This is a genomic window from Roseovarius sp. TE539, assembly GCF_003298505.1.
Classification (GTDB): Bacteria; Pseudomonadota; Alphaproteobacteria; order Rhodobacterales; family Rhodobacteraceae; genus Roseovarius.
Genome location: NZ_QNGB01000043.1, coordinates 1 through 22,122, shown reverse-complemented (window position 1 = coordinate 22,122; position 22,122 = coordinate 1). Strand labels below are relative to the sequence as shown.

Here is a 22,122-nt window from a genome sequence, read left to right as displayed (position 1 = left end):
CCCCGGTCCGCCCGCGATCACCTTCCTTGCCAGGAACCAAAGGTTCGATGATCGCCCACTGCCTGTCTGTCAAAGTCCGTCTGCTCAAGATCGCCTCCCGTTTTTGATCTTGAATCAAACGAGAACCAATTTGGGAATCCCCTAAATGCAGACGCCGCCTAGGGTGCATTGCGCCGGATCGGAGTCACCCGCCCGTCGCCGAGCCCTCTCCGATGGAACGCAACCGGCCCTAATCCCGCACCGTACCGTCACCGTCGACCAGATACTTGAAACTGGTCAACTGCGCCGCGCCGACAGGGCCGCGCGCATGCATCTTCCCGGTTGCGATACCGATTTCGGCCCCCATCCCGAACTCACCGCCATCCGCGAACTGGGTCGAGGCATTGCGCATCAGGATGGCACTGTCGAGGCGGGCAAAGAACCGCTCCGCGGCGGCGTCATCCTCGGTGATGATACAATCGGTGTGCTGGGAATGGTGTTCGCGAATATGTCCGATCGCGGAATCGATGTCGTCCACCACCCGCGCGGCGATCACACGGTCCAGATATTCCCGTCCCCAGTCTTCCGGGCTTGCCGCCTGCGTGCCCTTTATGGCCTGCAAGGTCTCGTCCGCGCGCACCTCGACGCCGGCATCAAGCAATGCGCGTACCAGCCCCTGTCCGATCGTGTCGAGCACGTCACGGTGGATCAGCAGGCATTCGGCCGCACCGCATATGCCTGTGCGGCGGGTCTTGGCGTTCATCACCACGCGCAGCGCCTTCTCGGGATCGGCCTCCCGGTCAACGTATATATGAACGATCCCCTCAAGATGGGCAAAGACCGGTACCCGCGCTTCCTGCTGCACGAGGCCCACCAGCCCCTTGCCGCCGCGCGGCACGATCACGTCGATCACCCCGGTCATGCCCAGCATCTCGGACACCGCGGCACGGTCACGCGTCGGCACCAGCTGAATCGCCTCTTCCGGAAGCCCGGCGGCCTTCAATCCGTCAACCAGACAGGCATGGATGGCACGTGAGGAATGGAAGCTCTCGGAGCCGCCCCGCAGGATCACCGCATTTCCGGACTTGAGGCACAGCGCCCCGGCATCGGCGGTCACGTTGGGGCGGCTTTCATAGATCACGCCGACCACCCCGAGCGGTGTTCGCACGCGGCGGATATGCAGGCCGCTTTCCATGTCCCACTCGGCCATCACCTCGCCGACGGGATCGTCCTGTGCGGCCACCGCGCGCAATCCCTCGACAATACCCGAGATGCGGCCCTCGGTCAGCCGCAGGCGATCCATCATCGCGTCCGATATGCCCTTGTCGCGACCGAATTCGAGATCCTTTTCATTCTCGTCGAGGATCGCGGCACGGTTGGCCCAGACCGCATCGGCCGCGGCCAGCAGCGCCTCGCGCTTGCGTTTCGGTCCGACCACCGCCAGTTCGGTCGCCGCGGCCTGCGCGCATGATCCGATCTCCGCCATGAGCGCGGGAATGTCGTCATGATCCTTCATTTCTGCATCTCCTATCGGCGGGCCAGACCCGCCCATGCTATCACCGCTTTGCTTCAGAAAGCCATATCATCACGATGGACAAGCGCGCCGCGGGCCGGGTATCCGAGAACCGGCTGGATCTGGTCACTTCGCAACCCCTTGATCCGAACCGCGTCCGGGGCATCATAGCGCATCAACCCCTGTCCGATGACATGGCCATCCGGGTCGGCCACCTCCACCGGATCGCCACGCCCGAAACGGCCGGTGACATCCGTGACACCTGCCGGAAGAAGACTGCCGCCAGCCTTCAGCGCCCGCGCCGCGCCTGCATCGACAACAACCCGGCCGCGCGGCTTCATTGCCGCGATCCACGCCTTGCGCTTCTGCTGCGGATCACCTTGCGCAAGGAACCAGGTCGCCGGTGCGCCGCCCTCCAGCGCCCGGATCGGATGACTTACGGATCCTTCCGTGATCGCCATGTCGCAGCCCGCCGAAGTGGCGGTGCGCGCCGCCATCAGTTTGGTCTTCATGCCACCCTTGCTGAGTCCGGAGCCGGCATCGCCGGCCATGGCCTCCAGTTCCGGCGTGATCCTGTCGATCACGTCGAAACGCCGCGCCGCCGGGTCCGAGGACGGATTCGCGGAATAGAACCCGTCAACGTCGCTCAGCAGGATCAGGCGATCGGCGCCCGCGGTCACAGCCACTTGCGCCGCCATGCGGTCATTGTCGCCATACCGGATCTCGTCGGTGGCAACGGTGTCATTCTCATTCACGATCGGTACCGCGCCCAACCGGAGAAGATGTTCAAGCGTGGCACGCGAATTCAGGTACCGCCGACGATCGGCGCTGTCTTCCAGTGTCACCAGAACCTGCGCCGCCGTCAGCCCGTGCGCCGCAAGCGCGGTATCATACGCGCCCGCCAGCTTGATCTGTCCAACCGCCGCCGCGGCCTGAGACTGTTCAAGTGTCAATTCGCTGGCCGGCAGCCCGAGCGCCCCGCGCCCCAGGGCGATCGAGCCCGAGGAGACGAGGATCACATCGGCGTTCCTTGCCCTCAGCGACGCAACATCCTCGGCCAGGGCACGCAGCCAATCCGCCCGCAATGCCCCGGTGTCACGATCGACCAGCAGCGCCGAGCCGATCTTGACGACGACACGCTTCGCACCGCTCAGGGATGCCACGGTTCCGGCTCTTCGTTGTCTGCACGATGGCGCAGCCTGCTGTCGTCGATCTCGGATCTCAGGATGCGCAGAACCTCGGCAAGCCCCTCCCGCGCCACACCAGACATCAGCAGGACCGGCTTGCCCGCTTCGGCCTCCAGCTCCGCCCGGGCCTTCTCGCGCGTTTCCTCGTCCAGCGCGTCCACCTTGTTGAGCACCGTCACACGTGGCTTTTCGGCCAGGACCCCGCCATAGGCCTCCAACTCGGCGATGATGGTGCGGTAATCCTCGGCAATGGTGTCGGAGGTGCCATCCACCAGGTGTAGAAGAACCGCACAGCGTTCCACATGCCCGAGAAAAAGGTCCCCCAATCCGCGCCCCTGATGCGCGCCGCCGATCAGCCCCGGTATGTCCGCCACGACGAATTCCGCCCCGTCGATGCCGACCACGCCCAGGTTGGGATGCAGCGTGGTGAACGGATAGTCGGCAATCTTGGGCCGGGCATTCGACGTGGCCGCGAGGAAAGTGGACTTGCCCGCATTGGGCAGACCGACCAGTCCGACATCGGCGATCAGCTTGAGCCGCAGCCACAAGGTCCGTTCGACGCCCTCCTGTCCGGGGTTGGCACGCCGTGGTGCCTGGTTGGTGGAGGTCTTGAAATGCAGGTTGCCGAAGCCCCCGTTGCCCCCCTTGGCCAGAAGCACGCGGTCCCCGACTTCGGCCAGGTCCGCGACAACCGTCTCCTGATCATCTTCCAGGATCTCGGTGCCCGCCGGCACCCTGAGGATCACGTCGGCCCCGTCATGTCCGGTACGTTGCTTGCCCATGCCGGGCTGGCCGTTCTTGGCAAAGAAATGCTGTTGATACCGGAAGTCTATCAGTGTGTTGAGACCTTCAACGGCCTCCGCCCAGACCGATCCGCCGCGACCGCCATCACCACCATCGGGGCCACCGTATTCGATATATTTCTCGCGCCGGAAGCTTACGCATCCGTTGCCGCCCGAACCGGACCTGATTTCCACCCTTGCGAGATCAAGAAACTTCATGGTCTGTCCTTACGCAAAGGCCGTGCGCGGCTCAATCGGTTTTGCGGCTGTAGGTCCAGGTCGGCACCCGGGCGTTTCTCGCCACCGAAAAGGTTTCCGCGTCACCCAGATAGGTAAAGCCGCAGTTTGTCAGCACCCGTGCAGAGGCCGCGTTGTCCTGGAAGACGGAGGCGAATATCGTCTTGCAGTTTTGTGGATCAGCCTGCAACAGGGCTTCGATCGCCGCAGACGCAACGCCGGTATTCCAATAGGCCGGCGCCACCCAGTAACCGATTTCAGACTGGTCACGATCCATCCGAGAAAGACTGATCAGTCCCATCACCTCGGACCCGCCTTCGCGGCTGCCGTCCATGGCCCAGTAATCCTCGATCCGGTCCTCGGCATTGGCCCGGTCGATCAGCGCCTCGACGGTTCCCGGCGGCAGGGGATGCGGAATTGACGAGGTGTTCATCGCCACCCTGGCATCGCCGGCGTAAAGTTCGATTAGGCCGGTATCGGAGTACCGCAACGGCCGAAGGCAGAATCGTCCGGCCTCGATCGCCGGCTGGTCCGGGATCTTTTCGTGTTTCATGCGATGTCTCCTCCAGCGCCGCGCTTGTGGCAATTCAGATATCCGTCACGGCCGGCGCGTGCAGCCCGCGATGACGCGAAAATGATCAGGATTGAGCCCGGACCCCGACACGCCGCGACACCAAGCAGCCAACGAAAAAGGGGACCGGCGTAGCGCCGATCCCCCATCTTGTTCAGCCTGCGAGGTCGGCTTACTCGGCGGCTTCGGCCACGGGCTGCACCGAAATGAAAGTGCGGCCCTTGAGGCCCTTACGGAACGTCACCGCCCCCTCGGAGGTGGCGAAGATCGTATGATCCTTGCCCTGCCCTACGCCGTCACCCGGCCAGAACTTGTTGCCGCGCTGACGCACGATGATGTTGCCCGGTGCCACAGTCTGTCCACCGAATTTCTTGACGCCGAGGCGGCGGCCCGCGGAGTCGCGACCGTTGCGGGATGATCCGCCTGCTTTCTTGTGTGCCATCTCGTGTCTCTCCTTTAGCCCTTGGCCAGCTCTTTGGCCTGTTCGACCCAGCCTTCACGCTCGATCCGGCCCTTGAACGACAGTTGCTCGTCCATAGCAGCGATATCGTCTTCAGTCCACGCCGCGATCTGGGCGAAGGTTGTGACACCGGCCGCATGGAGTTTCTTCTCGAGGGCCGGCCCGACACCGGACAGCGCCTTGAGATCGTCCGCACCCGGCTCTGCCTTGGCGGCTTTTGTCGGCGCGGCCTTCTTTTCACTCTTTGCGGCCTTCTTGGGCTTGGCTGTCGCCGCTGTCTCTGCCACGGGCACGGCACCGGCGGATCCGGTACCGATCGCGGCCTTCACGCCCGAGGTGTCGCCACCCTTTTCCAGGATCTCGGTCACGCGCAGAAGGGTCAGTTTCTGACGGTGCCCGACAGTGCGCTGCGACCCGTGCTTGCGGCGGCGCTTGACGAACTTGATGACCTTGTCACCCTTGACCTGGTCCACGACCTCTGCCTGGACCGCGGCGCCATCGACAAGTGGCGCGCCGACCACCGGCTTGTCGCCGCCGATCATCAGGACTTCGTTGAACTGGACTTTCTCTCCGGCATCCGCCGCAATTCGTTCCACCCTGAGCATGTCACCAGACTGGACCTTGTATTGCTTGCCGCCGGTCTTGAGGACCGCAAACATATGTTCTTCCTTCATGTTGCCGCGTTCTTCGGTCCCCTCTCGGGTGTTTCGGCCCTGACGGCCACCTCGAACAGCGCGCCCTTCGAGGGCGTAACTCTATGTATCCGGCGGTGAAGCCGCCCGGAAAACGCGCTTATCATCGGATTTTCGATCGCTGTCAAGACCCTGAGCACCGGCTGCGCGGCGTGCACCCGGGCACTCCGGCTCCGCAGCGGTCATCGGGCAGGATGCGCCGGACCCGCAAGCGAAACAGGCACGCATGCCAGCGTCACGCCGGCACTGCGGTTCACAGCGCCGTTCCGGGATGCAGATCGGCCATCCGCACGGCCAGAACCTCGAAACGGGCTGCCATGATTTCATATTGCACCGCATTCATGAGCTCGTAGACCTCCTGCATGCGCTGATCCTCCAGCGCCTCGGCATAGGCGCGGATCTCGCTGTCCCGGAAATCGCTGTAGGTTTCGGCGGCGTTGGCAAGCGCCGCCTTGCGCATGGCGATCCTCATCCCGGTCTCGCTCTCCTTCATGAACGCCCGCAACGCCGCCTCGTCGAGACGCCGCTCCAGCACCCCGGCATCGGAGGCGGCCATCAGAAACCGTATCTGGATTTCCTGCGTGGCGCGCACCGCGTTACCGGTTTCCTGGATCGCGCGCATCAGGCGGCGCAAAACCGCCAGCCTTGGATCACCTTCCGCAACCATGCGCGCGATCCTTTCAGTGCCATCCTGCTGGTGCGCCTCGGTATCCTCGATCATGTGCGATGCGTTTTCCGCCTCAACCAGTCGTTGCCCCAGGGGGGAGGCATAGAACTCCGCGGCATGGGCAAGAAGTTCCTCGTCCAACTCCTCCTCGAGAATGTCGAGCGCCATGTCACGCATCAGCGTCTCGTCGAAGGCCTCTTCGGCGACGCGTGTCCAGTCGCTGCCGAAATCGCTTTCTTCCCGGCCCAGCATCGCCGGGGCGTCCGCCGCCGACAGGGCGATACTGTCAAGCGCGACGTCGAACCCCGTCACCCCGAGAAACGCGACAAGCCGCTCGCGCTCGGCGGCCCGCGCCGGCCCGAAGGTGAAGCCCACGGCGAAAAGAACCGACAAAAGCACCGCCGCCATCGCGGGGCCGTATCGCATGTGTCGCATCGCGCTCTCCCATCTTCGTGATCTTTCCCCTTTCAGAGTAGGCAGATTCTCGGCACAGACAATCCAAATCCCCTTGTCATGGCCAACGATCCAATTTACACGCTGCGACCACAGATCCCGCGGAGAGGTGCCGGAGTGGTCGAACGGGGCGGTCTCGAAAACCGTTGAGCCTTCACGGGCTCCCAGGGTTCGAATCCCTGTCTCTCCGCCATAAAACCTGTAAGGGTCTGTTCTATTGTCGTAAATTTAGTTACGAAGAAATCGCTGGCCCAAATGCTATCCAACCTAGAAGTACTTTACTGCGGCCACATGCGACAGTAACAGACCGTCGGTCTGCGGCGTTTGGTTCCAAATCCCCCTGATCAGGCGGCCTCGACCGTGTTCAGCCCTGAGCGATCTCGATGTTTTGCTTCGCCTGCTCCTTCGAGAACACGCAGACGAGTCCCTGACTGTTGATATCGGTCTAGGGGCCTTTTTTGAAGAGCTCGGGATCGACGCGCCCTGTCTTGTTCAGAGCGTCGATGACACCGGCAATTCCGCCTGCCCACGTGGCAAACTGGCGCTCGTCAATGGCCTTGGCCGTCGCGCTGTCAAAGGTATTCGGGTTGGTGGCCGCCCGCGCCGCGATCCGGTTCTGCAGACCGGCCAGCTTGCCATGCCCGCCGCCATTGCCCCGGACAAGCGGCTCCAGCCCTCCCGTCTCTTGCAGCGCGCGGGGCCGTTTTGCCCCGTGTTATCCGGCCGGCAGCGCCATGCCCCGCCGTTCCGCGGGGAAGGGGACCAGTTTGCCGCGCTCCTCGTCCCAGAGCTTGAGGCGGAAACTTGACAGGGCCTCGGGCCAGCGGATCACGTCATGGGCCTGCAGCCCGGGCGGCAGTTCCTTCTGGCAGCGGCGCAGGTTGTAAGACGGGATCGACGGGTTGAAGTGGTGCAGGTCATGGTAGGCGATGTTGCCGGTGCCCAGATCCCACAGCCAGCCCAGATCAAGCGAGGACGCGCCCTGAAGCGTCGCCCTGCGAAAATCGAGGTCGGGTTTGCGATCCCAGTAGGTATCCTCGAAATTGTGCTGCAGATATACGAGGAACACCCCGATCACCCCTGCAAGAATGGCGCCCGCGCCGAGGATCGCCACGGCCGGCCACCCGGCCAGAAGGTAGACGACCCAGACATAGGCGGCGAGAACGGCATTATGCGCGATCACGCCGGCCGGCCCCACTTTCATGGTGTTGCGCGGCCAGCGATATGCGATGAAGTACACATAAACGCCACCAAGGCCCAGCATCACGAGCGGATTGCGATAAAGCCGGTACCAAAGGCGGGTGTACCAGGGGGCCGCGCGCCACTCCGCCACTGTCATGGTGTGGACTTCCCCGGTCTCGCGGTGATCAAGATTGCCAAGATAGGCATGATGCAGGTTGTGATTGTACTGCATCACGCGAAATGGTGTGAGCGAAAAGACGGACAGAACCTGCCCGGCCAGATCGTTGAGCCGCTGCGTGGCGAACAGGGATCCGTGTCCGCAATCATGCTGCAGGACATAGAGCCGCACGGTGGCGAACGCGAGTATGACCACCAAGGGCGCAGCGGCGGCGGGAAAGGCGGCCAGATGTGTGCCAAGCGCGAGTGCCGCGAAATAGGTCATGAGCGTACCGGCAAGGCTGAACCCGCCGCGAAGGTCGCTCTTTCCGGTATAGGCCCTTGTGAATTGCCGAATATCCATCAAGCCCCCCCGGTCCTTCCGGACGGCCGGCGCCCGGTTCCGCAGCCTGATCCCAATGTGTGACGCGACGCTTGAACTGCAAGACCCTGTCGCGGCAAAAGTCGCTCCCCGGCTGAAAAGCCCGTTGAATACCCCTTGCTGCGCAGGGTGCATCACCGCGCAGGATGCATCCGAACCGGCGGGTTCCGGCTCCGGTTGACAAAGGGCGCCGGAACCCCACGTGCAGGTCATGGAACGTATGAAAGCGATACTGACACTGACCGCGGCACTCGCCTTTGCCGTGTCACCCTTCACGACTTCGGGATTCAACGGTTTCAGCCCGGACCAGTTCCCGGTTCCGCAGTCGAACCCGCCGGTTCAGCCCGCCGGGTATGCCTTCGCGATCTGGGGGGTGATTTATGTCTGGCTGATCCTCGGGGCCGGTTTCGGCCTTCTCAAGCGTGATATCGACCCGGCGTGGGACCGGACGCGCTGGCCACTGTTCGCCAGCCTCGTTGTCGGTGCGGCATGGATTCCGGCCGCTCAGGTGTCCCCGCCGGCGGCAACGGTGATGATAATCTGGATGGCCGTGACCGCGATCATCGCGCTGGTGCGTTGCGGCCGCGATGACAGGGCCTGGCTACGCGGTCCGATCGCGCTGTATGCGGGGTGGCTGACAGCCGCGAGTTGCGTCGCGACGGCGCTCATGCTGGCCGGGTACGGTGTCACCGGGCCCCAGAGCGCCGCGATCATGATGCTGGCACTGGCACTGGCGATATCCGTGGCCGTGCTCAGGGCGCGCCCCCGGGCATGGGGATACGGCGCAGCGGTGATCTGGGCCCTGGCCGGGATCATCGTGGCAAATGCCGGGCCGGGGCTGCCGAACTGGCCTGTCATGGCGCTGTGCGCGGTGGGGATCGCCCTGCTTGGCTCGCAGATGTGGAAGGGGCTGTCCCGACCGGCACCGGTCCGTCGCTGAGCAACGCCGGGCGCCGACCCGGAAGGACAGAACGCATTTGCCAGAACCACCCCTGCCCGGCCATGGCCGGCAAAAGGAACCGTGCACGCGAAGCGGTCCGAAACAGGCCGCAAGGCAGGATGCGCCGCTATTTCTGCGCCGGGCCATCCCTCATGTGCTTGCGTAGCCGCGAAGGAGTGGATTTCTTGCGGTTCTTGTAGGGGTTGCGATCACCCTGCCCACGCATCGTCAGCCGGATCGGGGTGCCGGGCATGTCGAAATCGTCGCGCAGGCCGTTGACGAGGTACCGCGTATAGCTCTGCTGGATCTTGTCGGGATGCGAGCACATCACCACGAAACCGGGCGGGCGTGTCTTGACCTGCGTCATGTAGCGCAGTTTGATCCGGCGGCCGCCGGGCGCCGGGGGCGGATGCGCCTCGATCATCCCGGCGAGCCAACGGTTGAGCCGCGCGGTGCTGATCCGGCGGTTCCAGACATCATGCGCCTTGAGTATCGCCGCACGCAGCCGGTCCAGCCCGCGGCCCGTCTTGGCCGAGACGGTAACCATCGGCGCACCGCGCAGTTGCGGCAGCAGGCGCTCGAACGCTTCGCGCAGGTCGCGCAGCTTGCCCTGGCGGTCGGTCTCGACATCCCACTTGTTCACCGCCAGAACCACGGCGCGGCCCTCGCGCTCGGCAAGATCGGCAATCCGCAGGTCCTGCTGTTCGAAGGGAATCGCGGCGTCCAGAAGCACCACCACGACCTCGGCGAAGCGGACTGCGCGCAACCCGTCCCCGACCGACAGTTTCTCCAGCTTGTCCTGAACACGGGCCTTCTTGCGCATCCCGGCGGTATCGAAGATGCGCAGTGGCAGGCCCTCCCAGTCCCACCGCAAGGAAATCGCATCGCGGGTGATCCCGGCCTCCGGGCCGGTCAGCAGGCGTTCCTCGCCGACGATGCGGTTGATCAGGGTGGATTTGCCCGCGTTGGGACGGCCAACAACGGCAACTTGCAAGGGGCGGTCCGGCGTGGGTGCATGGCCGATGGCGGTTTCTCCGTCTTCGTCCACCGTCACGTCCAGAACCGGGGCCGCTTCCGCCGCCCGGGCCTCATGGGCATCGGCAACCGGCATGAGGTGCGCGTACAAATCATTGAGCCCCTCGCCATGCTCGGCCGAAAGGCGGATCGGTTCCCCAAGGCCCAGGCCATACGCCTCGTAAACCCCGGCATCGGCCGCGGTACCTTCGGCCTTGTTGGCGGCCAGGAGAACATGACCGGCGCGCTTGCGCAGGATATCGGCGAAAACCTCATCGGCCGGAGTAACACCGGCGCGGGCGTCAATCACGAAAAGGCAGATGTCCGCCATGTCCACGGCCCGTTCGGTGAGACGGCGCATGCGGCCCTGAAGGCTGGCGTCATCGGCCTCTTCCAGCCCGGCGGTGTCGATGACCGTGAAGCGCAGATCACCAAGCCTTGCCTCGCCTTCGCGAAGATCACGGGTAACCCCCGGCTGGTCATCGACAAGCGCAAGGCGCTTGCCAACCAGCCGGTTGAAAAGTGTGGACTTCCCCACGTTGGGGCGGCCCACGATGGCAAGGGTGAAAGGCATCGGTCAGGCTCCGGGCACGTCAGAGAGCCCTGTTAACGCATCGCCGGGTCAACGGAAAGCGTGCAGTTGCCCTTTGGTCGAGACCGCATAGAGCGTACCGCCCGCGACCACCGGATTGGAGGTGGCGCCGCCGGGAACCTCGATGCTGCGGGCAAGCTGCCCGGACACCGGATCGAAAAAGCGCAACTTGCCGTCGCTTGAGGCGACAACCACCTGGCCGCCGGCCACGAGCGGGCCGTAATGCGCGAATATCTCGGACTGCTTGCGCGGCCGGTCCTTGACGAAGAACGGCAGCCGCGTTCCCCAGACCCTTGTGCCATCGGCTTTCTTCAGGCGTACCAGTTCGTTGCGGTCCGATATCAGGAAAATCGAGTCGCCGGCCGGCCATACCGGGCTGAGCGGACCTTCGCTGGCGGTCCACAAGCGTTCGCCATTGGCCAGACGCAACGCCACCATGCGGCCCGAGTGACCGCCGATGTAGATACGGTCACCGTCGATCACCGGATCGCCCGTCACATCCGCGACGCGGGCACTCGCAAGCCCCGGGCGCTGCCCGGCGATCTGGGCATCCCAGATGCGCAATCCGCCCTTGCGGAACGCCGCCTGAACCTCTCCGGACCCAAAGGCGAAGATGGCGTATTTGTCCGAAATCGCGGGGGCCGGGCCGCCGATCACGTTGTTGATGTCAGGGGTTGCGGACAGGCGCCACTTTATCCGGCCGGTATCCGTTTCAAGCGCCCATGCGACATCGTCACCGGCGACAAGATAGATCAGCCCACCCCGGACGGCCGCGGTGCCCGATCCGGTTGCGCGCAGTTTCTGCTGCCAGAGTTCGGCGCCGGTTTCGGGATCGAGCGCGGTGAGAAAACCGAAACCCGTGGTGACGAAAAGCTTGCTGTCCCCGTAGGTAAGCCCGCCGCCGCTGGCATCCGTCGGTCGTTCGTTTTCGGGCACCAGATCGCGTGTCCAAAGGGTTTCACCGGATGTCGAAAGGGCGGTCACCCGCGATTGGGAATCCATCGCGAAAACGCGGCCTTCGGCAACAACCGGGTCGGCGGTGATGCGGGTCCGCCGGCCGTCCCCGGCCCCGATCGAGGCCGACCAGGCAAGCTGAGGAGCCTTGGACAGCGCCGGGTGATCGGTGCGCGTCGCCGGAGACCCGATCCGCTGTGTCCAGTTCGCGTTGGCACGGGTTGCCGGCAACCGTATCGGCGCGGGAGCGTCCGCGGTTTGCGTCGCGCTCTCGGGGGCGGTTTGCCCGTCCGCGACGGGGGCGCGGATATCTTCGCGTTCGCCGGTCAGGATCGGATCGTCCTTGTCACATGCGGACAGGGCCAGAAATCCCGCGACGCCAAGCAATATCGAAAAACGTTTCAACGCAAAATCCTCATCTGTCCAGTCCGCAACCGGCGCTATCGGGCCTGGGGATCACCGCCAAGCGCGACAATCACCTGTGTGACACGCCGACGCAAGCCCTGGGTGGCGTCGGCATCTACCGAGACCTGCCGGAGCCGCTCGATGGCCGCCGATGTTTCACCGGCTGCCGCGTCCATGAGGCCCAGTTGTTCCTCGGCCAGAAGCCGGGTCAGGCCGCTGCCGAGCGCCAGTTCCTCAAGTCGCTGGCGGCGTTCCTCCACGGGCAGGCCGCTATCCGGAATCATCACTGCCTTGAGAATGGCGATCTGCCGATAGGCCGGCGCGACACCGCTGCTTTCTGCCAGCGCCAGAAGCCGGTTGGCGGCGTCCGCCGGCGCCACCGCGGCCTCTTCGCTTGCAGTCAGCAGATCCAGCACGGCGCGGCTTCCGGGATTGGGGGCCTCCATCTCGGCGAGTGCCCGGGCCCGTGCGGCGGGCGCGTCACGCTCCAGCCCGGACAGGATCGCGTCGCCAAGGGCTTGCGCGGCCTGCCGGTCCTGCGACTTGCGCCATTCATTCCAACCGGCCCCCGCCACGAGCACCAGAACCGCCAGAACGGCAATCCAGCCATACCGCCGCATGAGCCGGAAAAGACGGTCTCGCCGGACCTCTTCGGTGACTTCATCTATGAAACTGTCAGTGTCACTCACGGCCCTGCCCCCTTGACGATGCGCCCCTCTTAACCCGTCGCCGGTTCGGTGCCAAGAGCGACAGGTGTTGCAGGAATGGCCCAACTTGCACTTGGTTGCGCAAAGAATTAATCTGAACCGGTCGGTTTAGCCCGGCGGGGTATTGCAAAAGGGCCGGTCTTGCCCAATTCCCCCGCAGGAGTTTCCGTCGTCGAGCTGTGGATGAACTCATGCGCCTGTTTCCTGTAGTGGCCGCACTGATCGTCATGGGCCTGGTATACGCTTTCGTTTTCGAACGCGACAATCTGCTTGCGCTGGTCTCATCGGGGCAGGCCGAAGCCCCGCGCGACAACGCCCCCGCCGAAGCCGATGCCGGAACAACCGCGACGGATCGCCGCGCGGACAGGCCCGTGGGGGTCGTCGCGGTGCATTCGCAGGCCCGGGTTGTGGAAAATGCGGTCGTCCTGAGGGGCCAGACCGAGGCCGACCGGCAGGTGGACGTTCGCGCCGAGACCTCCGGCAAGGTCGTGTCCGAACCACTCAGGAAAGGGGCCTTCGTCAAGGCAGGCCATCAGCTTTGCCGGCTGGAGCCGGACACCCGGGAAATATCGCTTGCCGAGGCCAAGGCCCGACTGGCCGAGGCCCGGGCCCGCGTTCCCGAGTCCCGTGCGCGGCTTCAGGAGGCGCAGGCAAGGCTTTCCGAGGCCGAGATCAACGAAAATGCCGCGTCCCGGCTTTCCGAAGAGGGCTTCGCGTCGGAAACACGCGTGGCCGCCACGCAGGCGGCCCTGCGATCAGCAGAGGCCGCCGTCGAATCCGCCAGGTCGAACCTTGAAACAACCCGTGCCAATATCCAGTCCGCCGAGGCCGCCGTCGCGTCGGCGGAACTGGAGATCGACCGCCTGACGATTACCTCCCCGTTCGGGGGGGTGCTGGAATCCGACACCGCCGAGCTTGGCAGCCTGCTGCAACCCGGTGCGCTTTGTGCGACGGTGATTCAACTCAACCCCATGAAACTGGTGGGCTTCGTACCCGAAACCGGGGTTGACCGCATCGAAACGGGCGCGACAGCGACGGCGCGTCTAGCCTCGGGACAACGTGTGGAGGGCAAGGTGATCTTCCTGTCGCGCGCCGCCGATCCGGAAACCCGAACCTTCCGCGTGGAAATCGAGGTGCCCAACCCGGATCTCGAGATTCGCGACGGTCAGACAGCCGACATCACGATCGCCGCCGAGGGCAAGAAGGCCCACAAGCTGCCGCAATCCGCCCTGACGCTGAATGACGAGGGCACGTTGGGCGTCCGTCTGGTCACGGCGGATGGCACCGGGACACGTTTCACACCGGTTTCCATACTGCGCGACACGCCCGACGGGGCATGGATGACCGGACTGCCGGAAAAGGCCGACGTCATCATCATCGGGCAGGAATACGTGACTGACGGCGTCTCCGTCGATCCCGCCTTTCGGGAGGCGGCGCAATGACCGGCATCGTCGATTGGGCCGCCGCACGCGCGCGAATGGTCATCGCGTTCATCGCCCTGTCGCTGCTGGCCGGAACCCTGTCCTATGTCAACCTGCCCAAGGAAGGTGAGCCGGATATCGAGATCCCCGCACTTTTCGTGTCGGTTCCGTTCCCGGGAATCTCGGCGGAGGACAGCGAGAAACTTCTCGTCAAACCGATGGAGACCGAGCTGAGCGATCTTGACGGGCTCAAGACGATGACCGGCACGGCCGCGGAGAACTACGGCGGGGTTGCCCTGGAATTCGAGTTCGGCTGGGACAAGACCAAGATCCTTGCGGATGTGCGCGACGCGATGGATGCCGCCGAAGCGGAGTTTCCCCAGGGAGCCGAGAAATACACCCTGAACGAGGTTAATTTCAGCGAATTTCCCATCATCATCGTGAACCTGACAGGCGCGGTGCCCGAGCGCACGATGCTGCGGGTTGCCAGGGATCTCCAGGACCGGCTGGAAGGTCTGGAGCCGGTTCTGGAAGCCGGGATCGCCGGCAATCGAGACGAGATGATGGAAGTCGTGATCGACCCCCTGAGGCTGGAGGCCTACAATGTCACGGCCACCGAGTTGATCAACGTCGTGCGCAACAACAATCAGCTCATTGCCGCCGGCGAAGTGCGTACCGAGGACGGCAGCTTTTCGGTGAAGATCCCGTCTTCGTTCGATGAAACCCGCGACATCTACGATCTGCCGGTCAAGGTCAACGGTGACCGGGTTGTGACGCTGGGCGATCTCGCGCGCATCAATCTAACCTTCGAGGACAGGCAGGGGACGGCCCGTTTCAACGGCGAGAAGACGGTCGCGCTTCAGGTCGTCAAGCGCAAGGGCTTCAACATCATAGACACCGCGGAACTGATCCGCGACACTGTCGACCAGGCGGCGGCAAAATGGCCCGACAAACTGCGCGCGGCGGTGGATGTGGGCACCTCGAACGATCAGTCGCGTATCGTCGAATCCATGGTCAAGCAGCTTGAGGGATCGGTGCTGACTGCGATCGCGCTGGTGATGATCGTGACCCTTGCCGCTCTTGGCATCCGGCCCTCGCTACTGGTCGGGTTCGCGATCCCCACCTCCTTTCTGTTGTGCTTCGCATTCCTGGCGCTGATGGGTATCGCGGTATCCAATATCGTGATGTTCGGCCTGATCCTTGCCGTGGGAATGCTGGTGGACGGTGCCATCGTGGTGGTGGAATACGCCGACAAGCGCATCGCCGATGGCGAGGGGCCGATGACGGCCTACGTAGCCTCGGCCAAGCGGATGTTCTGGCCTGTGGCAAGTTCAACCGCGACGACGCTCTGCGCCTTTCTGCCGATGCTGTTCTGGCCTGGCATTCCGGGGCAGTTCATGGGCATGCTGCCGGTCACGCTCATTTTCGTCCTCAGCGGCTCATTGCTGGTGGCGCTGATCTACCTGCCCGTGCTTGGTGGTGTGACGGGGCGTGTGGAACGTCTTTTCAACACGGTGACCGCCAGCATCGCCGGCGGTTTCTGGCTTTGGAACCTGTTGCTGTTCCCGCTGGCTTTGGGGGGCGTGGCGCTGACGCTGTGGTTGCTTCCCCCCCTTCTGGAGGCGGTGAGCGCGCAATTCGCCGCGATGGATGGCGAACGGATCCTCGGATCGGTGATGCCCACACTCGCGACAGTGTTTGCCATGCTGCTGGGCGCGGTGGTGCTGGCCGCGGTGGCGCTGTCCGGCGTGATCGCCACGCTTCTGGGGCTCATCGCCTGCGGGCGGCGCATCAAGGGTGTCGCAGGCTGGCTTCGGCGGGCGCTTTTGCCGCCGAGGCGCCCGAAGGTCGCCTCGGGCTATCGGCGGCGCCCCTTCGGGATGCTGATCCACATGATCGCCGCCAATCCCGTGGCGCCGCTCCTGGTTTTCTGCGGTGTCTTCGTTCTGGTCGGATCCGTCCTGATTTTCTACATCAACAACAATAACGGCACGGAATTCTTCGTGGAAACCGAGCCGGAGAACGCGATCGTCTACGTGCGCGCCCGGGGGAATCTGTCCATCGACCAGAAAGACATGCTGGTGCGCGAGGTCGAGGAGATTGTCATCGACCATCCGAACGTGCGTAACGCCTTCGCATTTGCCGGCGATGGCGGGTTGAGCAACAACACCGGGGGCGAGCAGCCGCCTCTGGATACCATCGGACAGGTTCAACTGGAAATCACCCAGTGGGAGAACCGCCCGACCGTGACCGAAACCTGGTTCACCATCCCGTTCCTGGATTTCGACGTGACGCGGCGTGTCAATGACCCGGCGTTCGATGGAGAAAGCACGATCGAGGACCTGACAGCCGAACTCGCGAAGATCCCCGGGATCAGGATCGAGATCCTCGCGCTGGAGCGTGGTCCGGCCTCGGCCAAGCCCGTGCATCTGCGGCTCAAGGGCGACGACTGGACCGCATTGCGCGAAGCGACCGCCCTGGCGCGCGAAAAATTTGACGAGACCCGCGGCCTGGAATTGATCGAGGACACGCTGCCGCTGCCCGGAATCGACTGGCAGATCGAAGTCGACGTCGAGAAGGCCGGGCGCTTCGGCGCCGACGTTGCCACCGTGGGGGCGATGGTGCAACTGGTGACACGCGGCATCCTTCTCGACACGATGCGCGTCGACAGCAGTGACGAGGAAATCGACATTCGCGTGCGCCTTCCGGGCGAGGAACGGGTGCTGAGCACGCTCGATACGCTTCGGGTTCGGACCGATCAGGGTCTTGTCCCCCTGTCGAACTTCATTTCCCGGCGTCCGGTGGAAAAGCTGGCGCAGATAGACCGCGTGGACCAGACCCGTTTCTTCGATATCAAGGCGGCAGTCGCGAACGGCCTGACAAGGACAGAGCAGACCGAGGATGGCGGCACAGCCGAGGTGCCGATCACGCCGAACGAGCGGATCGAAACGCTCACCCGGTGGCTGGAGGGCGGAAATCTTCCGCAGGGTGTGGAATACGAGTGGACCGGCGATCAGGAAGATCAGCAGGAAAGCCAGGCTTTCCTCAGCAAGGCCTTCGCCGGTGCCCTGGGGCTGATGTTCATCATCCTGCTGGCGCAATTCAACAGTATCTACAATGCCACGCTGGTGCTGCTGGCGGTTGTGCTCAGCACCACGGGTGTGCTTATCGGAATGCTGGTGATGAACCAGCCCTTCTCGATCATCATGACCGGCACCGGAATCGTGGCGCTTGCCGGCATCGTGGTGAACAACAACATCGTCCTGATCGACACCTACCAGGAATACAGCCGCTACATGCCCCGGATCGAGGCGATCACGCGCACCGCCGAGGCACGTATCCGGCCTGTCTTGCTGACCACGATCACAACCATGGCGGGCCTCGCGCCGATGGTTTTCGGACTGAGCCTCGATTTCATCAATGGCGGCTATTCCTTCAATTCGCCCACCTCTCTGTGGTGGAAACAGCTTTCGACGGCGGTTGTCTTCGGGCTCGGCATCGCCACGCTGCTGACGCTTGTCTTCACTCCGTCGATGCTGGCGCTGAGGGTTTGGGCCACGACCTATGTTGTCTGGATCGCGCGGACCGTGGCGATGCTTGTGCCCGGCGGATCGACACGCGCCGCACATGACTGGGCGCTGAACCGCGCCGCCGGACGTCTGCGCGCGCCCGAGGTGATATGGGACATTCCCGCGCCGGCGGACTCCGCCGAAGCGCAGGCGGGGGATCCGGACGCACCCGAAGATGCGGCGCCCGACGGATTCCGCTGGGTGCTGGAGCGACGCAAGGCCGAAACACAAGAACGCCCGCGCGGCGGCACACCCCTGCGCGCCGCCGAATAGGGCGTGTTGCGTTCACTCGGAGCCGGCCCGGCGACGGGCGGGCAACCCAGATCCGGCGCAACATGCTTCAGGCGCAAGCCCGCCGGGCCGGTCTTGTGGCGGCAAACGGGCAGTTTTCTTGTTCCGGGGCTGGCAGGCCATTCTTCCAATTCCGCCATGCGGCCACGGATGAAAGCCGGCAGCCAATGCGCCCGGCCTGGTACGGCGCTGTCAGGCGGCCGCGCTTTCGGCCTGCTGGCGGCGCCACAGTGCGGCGTAGCGCCCGTGCCGCGCAAGCAGGTCGGAATGGGTGCCCTCTTCGGCCACGCCGCCATCCTCGAGCACGACGATCCGGTCGGCATCGGCCACTGTTGACAGCCGGTGCGCGATGGTGATCACCGTACGCCCCTGCGCGGCCCTTTGCAGCGCCCCCTGAATGTCGCGCTCGGTTTCGGTGTCGAGGGCGCTTGTCGCCTCGTCCAGAAGCAGGATGGGCGGATCCTTCAACAGTGTCCGGGCGATGCCGACGCGCTGTTTCTCGCCCCCCGAAAGTTTCAGGCCGCGTTCGCCCACCGTCGTTTCATAGCCGTCTGGCAGACCGGTGATGAACTCATGGATCTGCGCGGCTTTCGCCGCCGCCTCGATCTCGGAGCGGGTGGCGCCATCCCGGCCATAGGCGATATTGTACCCTATCGTGTCATTGAACAGCACCGTGTCCTGCGGCACCACGCCGATCGCGTCATGCAGGCTTTCCTGCGTGACATCCCGCAGATCCTGTCCGTCGATCCGGATCGCCCCGCCCTGAACATCGTAGAACCGGAAAAGAAGCCGCCCGATGGTGGACTTGCCGGCCCCCGACGCTCCCACCACCGCGACCGTCTGCCCGGGCGGCACATCCAGCGACACGCCGCGCAGGATCGGGCGCTCCGGGTCGTACCCGAACGTAACGTCGCGCAGTTCGACACGGCCGCCCGAAACCTTCAGCGGCGTGGCACCGGGGCGGTCGGTGACCTCGGCGGGTTGGTCAAGCAGGCCGAACATCTCGCCCATGTCCACAAGGCTCTGGCGGATTTCGCGATAGACGGTGCCGAGGAAGTTGAGCGGCATGGTGATCTGGATCATGTAGGCATTGACCATGACGAAATCGCCCACGGTCATGCTGCCGCCCTGAACCCCGAGAGCGGCCATCACCATCACCGCCACGAGGCCGGACGTTATGAGCAGGGACTGCCCGACATTCAGCAGACCCAGCGAATAGGAGGTTCTGAGCGCCGCCCATTCGTAGCCCGCCATCGCGGCGTCATAGCGCGCCGCCTCACGTCCCTCGGCGCCGAAATACTTGACGGTCTCGAAGTTCAGCAGGCTGTCGATCGCCTTCTGGTTGGCGTCGGTATCCTGATCGTTCATCTGCTTGCGCAGCTTCACGCGCCATTCCGTCACCTTGAAGGTGAAGAGCACGTATGCCGCGATCACCCCCATGACCACGGCGAGATACCAGAAATCGAAAGCGGCCCAGAGCACCACCGAGATCATCGCCAGTTCCAGGATCAGCGGACCGATGGAGAAGAGCAGGAAGCGCAACAGGAACTCGACCCCCTTCACGCCGCGTTCCATGATCCGGCTGAGCCCCCCTGTGCGCCGCGTGATGTGATAGCGCAAGGACAGGCGATGGATGTGGCGGAAGGTTTCAAGCGCGAGTGCGCGCAGGGCGCGCTGAGCGACGCGCGCGAAGATCACGTCACGCAGTTGTTGAAAGCCCACGTTCATCAACCGCGCCATGCCATAGGCAATTGTCAGGCCCACGGCCCCGGCCCCCAGCATCCAGGCCGGCTGCGTGCCCTCGTTCGAAAGAGAGTCCACGGCAAGCTTGTAGAAATAGGGGGTGCCGACGGCCACCAGCTTGGCGATGAAGAGCGCGGCCAGCGCCAGAAGGACACGGCGCTTCACCCAGGCCTGGCCATCGGGCCACAGGTAGGGTGCGACGCGGCGGATCGTGCGCCACCCGTTGGCGGGAGCCTCTGTTGTCGTGAGCGGCCTGCGGCGCATCGTGAATACCCTGGTGAGCCGTTGCAACGGACGGATGGCACCAGATAGGATGCCATGAGCCGGATTGCCAGTGCATGGCGCCTGAATGGCACCCGGTGTTCCGCACCGGCCACAAGAGCCCCGCATGAACGCAGACGTGAGGGAAGGAGACAAGGATCCCGCGCGAAAATGTCGGATGACAGCAGCCAGACCCGAAGCGGACCACATCTGTTGACCCGCCAGCCGAGGGAGCTCATGCAGGTTGGGCGGAAAGCGGTCGTCCGCTGCGCTGCTCACGCACGTCAGCAATGCACAGATGTCAGGTTTGGCAAAGTTCAAAAAACCCAAGTTGACCGATGCGCGCCTAATCGTATCGACGTCTTTGATCGAGCCAGCGAGAGAACGTTTGACAACCCGGTTCCAAAGTGACCAAGTTAAAAAGGCTGCGGGGTTGAGCAATGGTTACACTACGGGACATAACTTCTTTCGGTGAAATAGCGGCCGAGGATGATCCGGTCTTAGACTACTTTTTGACGACTGACGCAGTGCAAGATATACAAAGTGGGAAAATCCTCTTAGTGCTGGGCCGAAAGGGTAGCGGAAAAACGGCTCTGGTAAAACATTTTACAGAAACCCAGCCTGCCACACACGGTCAGCCGTTGTCGTTGAGGAGCTATCCTTGGGAAGCACATGCAGCATTGGTCGACAAAGGTGCTTCTGTAACGGAAGCGTACGTAGCTTCATGGCGATTGCTCATCGCAATCAGACTCGCAAGCATGGTGACGGATCTTGGGTCTTCCAAATATACCGACACGCTAAAAGGGCTCCAAGCCTTTCTCATGGAAAACTTTGGAACGTTAAAACCGGAAACAAAATCTATTCTATCGCGACCAAAATTAAAAGTGGTTGGGCTCAGCATCGATCCAAAGATAGCCGGCTTTTCTCTTGGTTCAATCACATTTGGCGATCCCGCCAAAGAAAACGTACTTGGATTGGAGCTGGATAGCCTCGCAAACTCAATTCTAAATGACGTCAGCAACGCCATAGCTGAGCTTGATATTCAGAAATTACACCTCCACTTTGATGAATTGGATCAGGGGCTTGACTTATTGGATGACACCAAGAAGCGGATGTTGATAGGTCTTATCTTGGCCGCTCGTGACATCAAGGGATCCAGCCAATTGCGGGCCAATATTTCACCAATAATCTATTTACGGACAGATATTTGGGAACAAGTGTCGTTCTCCGACAAAAACAAAATCACACGAAGCTCGACTGTACGCTTGAGGTGGAATGAAAAAACACTAAAAGAGCTTATTGAATCCAGACTTAAATCAAAACTTGGCGAATGTGTAAAATGGTCAAATATCGAAGATGGTGCGAAGATGCGAGGCTCACAAGGCAAGCTTCAGCACATGCTTGCTCGAACCCTTTTACGTCCTCGTGATGTCATTCAGTTTCTCAACGAAGCGCTGAAAGTAGCGCATGATCGAAATGATGATCCGCTGGTTTTTATAAACGACGACTTCAATACTTGCAGGGAGCAATACTCTGAATACCTAAAAGATGAGCTTGCTGACGAAATAGATCCGCATTGGGAACAGTGGACAGACGGGTTACGCGCATGCTCGAAGACCCAAACGATCACTTTTCAAAAGGAAGATTTTTTAAAAAACTACAAGAAAATTAGATCAAAGGACAATATGCTCGATGGAGAAGCTGCTTTGGAGCAACTTTATCGTTTTTCCATTATTGGTTTCCTAACCCCTTCTGGGGGCGGAGGGTCGTCTTGGACATTCAGATACTCAGATGATAACGCAGGATGGGATACGACAGCATCTCGGTTGAAAGTTCATAGTTGTCGGATCCCGGAAGGTAGTATGGCCGTTTCCTGAACAGGTCGGGCTTGAGTTTGTGCCAGTCTTTCATCGCCTGCAAGGGCGTCTTGCTGCCCAGGGCTGATTGCGGGAGCTGCTGGTTGT

The 22,122-nt window shown here is 62.9% G+C and carries 16 protein-coding genes, 1 tRNA gene and 1 pseudogene; 5 read left to right on the top strand and 13 right to left on the bottom strand.

What is annotated here, in order from left to right; all coding sequences use genetic code 11:
• Positions 1 to 229: 229 nt before the first annotated feature.
• The 7 genes from DQW77_RS17065 to DQW77_RS17035 all read right to left on the bottom strand — a co-directional run bounded on the left by DQW77_RS17065 (position 230) and on the right by DQW77_RS17035 (position 6,523).
• The gene (locus DQW77_RS17065; RefSeq protein WP_113259435.1) at positions 230 to 1,495 is read right to left on the bottom strand and encodes a glutamate-5-semialdehyde dehydrogenase; all 1,266 of its coding nucleotides are present in this window, start codon (positions 1,493 to 1,495) and stop codon (positions 230 to 232) included.
• A 53-nt stretch (positions 1,496 to 1,548) separates the two neighbouring features.
• The gene (proB, locus tag DQW77_RS17060; RefSeq protein WP_113259433.1) at positions 1,549 to 2,655 is read right to left on the bottom strand and encodes a glutamate 5-kinase; all 1,107 of its coding nucleotides are present in this window, start codon (positions 2,653 to 2,655) and stop codon (positions 1,549 to 1,551) included.
• Positions 2,643 to 3,680 carry a GTPase ObgE gene (obgE, locus tag DQW77_RS17055; RefSeq protein ID WP_113259431.1) on the bottom strand — a complete coding sequence of 346 codons (1,038 nt, stop codon included), beginning with the start codon at positions 3,678 to 3,680 and terminating at the stop codon, positions 2,643 to 2,645. The genes proB and obgE overlap by 13 nt, the downstream gene beginning before the upstream one ends.
• Before the next feature lie 31 nt (positions 3,681 to 3,711).
• Entirely contained in the window at positions 3,712 to 4,251 is a 540-nt protein-coding gene (locus tag DQW77_RS17050) for a GNAT family N-acetyltransferase (protein WP_113259430.1), read from the bottom strand.
• A 190-nt stretch (positions 4,252 to 4,441) separates the two neighbouring features.
• Positions 4,442 to 4,711, bottom strand: coding sequence for a 50S ribosomal protein L27 (gene rpmA, locus DQW77_RS17045; RefSeq protein WP_113259428.1), 270 nt, complete (start codon positions 4,709 to 4,711; stop codon positions 4,442 to 4,444).
• A 14-nt stretch (positions 4,712 to 4,725) separates the two neighbouring features.
• On the bottom strand, positions 4,726 to 5,388 hold the full coding sequence (locus DQW77_RS17040; protein WP_113259426.1) for a 50S ribosomal protein L21: 663 nt from the start codon (positions 5,386 to 5,388) through the stop codon (positions 4,726 to 4,728).
• 286 nt (positions 5,389 to 5,674) lie between these two features.
• A complete protein-coding gene (locus DQW77_RS17035) occupies positions 5,675 to 6,523 on the bottom strand; it encodes a DUF2059 domain-containing protein (RefSeq protein WP_113259424.1) in 849 nt (282 codons plus the stop codon).
• Between the two features lie 121 nt (positions 6,524 to 6,644).
• Between DQW77_RS17035 and DQW77_RS17030 the strand changes: the two genes are divergently transcribed.
• Positions 6,645 to 6,734, top strand: a tRNA-Ser gene (locus DQW77_RS17030).
• 522 nt (positions 6,735 to 7,256) lie between these two features.
• Here the strand turns inward: DQW77_RS17030 and DQW77_RS17025 are convergent.
• Complete coding sequence (locus DQW77_RS17025; RefSeq protein ID WP_113259441.1) at positions 7,257 to 8,243, bottom strand: fatty acid desaturase; 987 nt, start codon at positions 8,241 to 8,243, stop codon at positions 7,257 to 7,259.
• 229 nt (positions 8,244 to 8,472) lie between these two features.
• On the opposite strand from DQW77_RS17025, the gene DQW77_RS17020 reads away from it, so the two are divergent.
• Entirely contained in the window at positions 8,473 to 9,201 is a 729-nt protein-coding gene (locus DQW77_RS17020; protein WP_258523903.1) for a hypothetical protein, read from the top strand.
• A gap of 127 nt (positions 9,202 to 9,328) precedes the next feature.
• Here DQW77_RS17020 and der read toward each other — a convergent pair whose 3' ends face one another.
• From der to DQW77_RS17005, 3 genes are read right to left on the bottom strand one after another with little or no spacing between them, the layout of a single operon-like run.
• Positions 9,329 to 10,789, bottom strand: coding sequence for a ribosome biogenesis GTPase Der (gene der, locus DQW77_RS17015; protein ID WP_113259422.1), 1,461 nt, complete (start codon positions 10,787 to 10,789; stop codon positions 9,329 to 9,331).
• 48 nt (positions 10,790 to 10,837) lie between these two features.
• Positions 10,838 to 12,166, bottom strand: coding sequence for a PQQ-like beta-propeller repeat protein (locus DQW77_RS17010; RefSeq protein ID WP_258523902.1), 1,329 nt, complete (start codon positions 12,164 to 12,166; stop codon positions 10,838 to 10,840).
• Between the two features lie 35 nt (positions 12,167 to 12,201).
• Entirely contained in the window at positions 12,202 to 12,855 is a 654-nt protein-coding gene (locus DQW77_RS17005; protein WP_113259420.1) for a tetratricopeptide repeat protein, read from the bottom strand.
• A 209-nt stretch (positions 12,856 to 13,064) separates the two neighbouring features.
• On the opposite strand from DQW77_RS17005, the gene DQW77_RS17000 reads away from it, so the two are divergent.
• Both DQW77_RS17000 and DQW77_RS16995 read left to right on the top strand, forming a co-directional pair.
• Entirely contained in the window at positions 13,065 to 14,315 is a 1,251-nt protein-coding gene (locus DQW77_RS17000; RefSeq protein WP_113259418.1) for an efflux RND transporter periplasmic adaptor subunit, read from the top strand.
• Complete coding sequence (locus DQW77_RS16995; RefSeq protein ID WP_113259416.1) at positions 14,312 to 18,136, top strand: efflux RND transporter permease subunit; 3,825 nt, start codon at positions 14,312 to 14,314, stop codon at positions 18,134 to 18,136. The genes DQW77_RS17000 and DQW77_RS16995 overlap by 4 nt, the downstream gene beginning before the upstream one ends.
• A 210-nt stretch (positions 18,137 to 18,346) precedes the next feature.
• Here DQW77_RS16995 and DQW77_RS16990 read toward each other — a convergent pair whose 3' ends face one another.
• Positions 18,347 to 20,161, bottom strand: a complete 1,815-nt coding sequence (locus tag DQW77_RS16990) for an ABC transporter ATP-binding protein/permease (RefSeq protein ID WP_113259414.1) — start codon at positions 20,159 to 20,161, stop codon at positions 18,347 to 18,349.
• 437 nt (positions 20,162 to 20,598) lie between these two features.
• On the opposite strand from DQW77_RS16990, the gene DQW77_RS18115 reads away from it, so the two are divergent.
• Positions 20,599 to 22,035, top strand: coding sequence for a P-loop ATPase, Sll1717 family (locus DQW77_RS18115; protein ID WP_147095014.1), 1,437 nt, complete (start codon positions 20,599 to 20,601; stop codon positions 22,033 to 22,035).
• On the opposite strand, the pseudogene DQW77_RS16985 reads toward DQW77_RS18115, so the two are convergent.
• Positions 22,001 to 22,122 (bottom strand): annotated as a pseudogene (locus tag DQW77_RS16985) (IS481 family transposase); the annotation flags it as partial. The gene DQW77_RS18115 and the pseudogene DQW77_RS16985 sit on opposite strands and share 35 nt — an antisense overlap.

Excerpts from the sequence above, each read along its gene's own strand:
- DQW77_RS17065 (WP_113259435.1), bottom strand. The coding sequence starts at position 1,495 with ATGAAGGATCATGACGACATTCCCGCGCTCATGGCGGAGATCGGATCA.
- obgE (WP_113259431.1), bottom strand. The coding sequence starts at position 3,680 with ATGAAGTTTCTTGATCTCGCAAGGGTGGAAATCAGGTCCGGTTCGGGC.
- DQW77_RS17050 (WP_113259430.1), bottom strand. The coding sequence starts at position 4,251 with ATGAAACACGAAAAGATCCCGGACCAGCCGGCGATCGAGGCCGGACGA.
- rpmA (WP_113259428.1), bottom strand. The coding sequence starts at position 4,711 with ATGGCACACAAGAAAGCAGGCGGATCATCCCGCAACGGTCGCGACTCC.
- DQW77_RS17040 (WP_113259426.1), bottom strand. The coding sequence starts at position 5,388 with ATGTTTGCGGTCCTCAAGACCGGCGGCAAGCAATACAAGGTCCAGTCT.
- DQW77_RS17035 (WP_113259424.1), bottom strand. The coding sequence starts at position 6,523 with ATGCGACACATGCGATACGGCCCCGCGATGGCGGCGGTGCTTTTGTCG.
- DQW77_RS17025 (WP_113259441.1), bottom strand. The coding sequence starts at position 8,243 with ATGGATATTCGGCAATTCACAAGGGCCTATACCGGAAAGAGCGACCTT.
- DQW77_RS17020 (WP_258523903.1), top strand. The coding sequence starts at position 8,473 with ATGGAACGTATGAAAGCGATACTGACACTGACCGCGGCACTCGCCTTT.
- der (WP_113259422.1), bottom strand. The coding sequence starts at position 10,789 with ATGCCTTTCACCCTTGCCATCGTGGGCCGCCCCAACGTGGGGAAGTCC.
- DQW77_RS17000 (WP_113259418.1), top strand. The coding sequence starts at position 13,065 with ATGCGCCTGTTTCCTGTAGTGGCCGCACTGATCGTCATGGGCCTGGTA.
- DQW77_RS16995 (WP_113259416.1), top strand. The coding sequence starts at position 14,312 with ATGACCGGCATCGTCGATTGGGCCGCCGCACGCGCGCGAATGGTCATC.
- DQW77_RS16990 (WP_113259414.1), bottom strand. The coding sequence starts at position 20,161 with ATGCGCCGCAGGCCGCTCACGACAACAGAGGCTCCCGCCAACGGGTGG.
- DQW77_RS18115 (WP_147095014.1), top strand. The coding sequence starts at position 20,599 with ATGGTTACACTACGGGACATAACTTCTTTCGGTGAAATAGCGGCCGAG.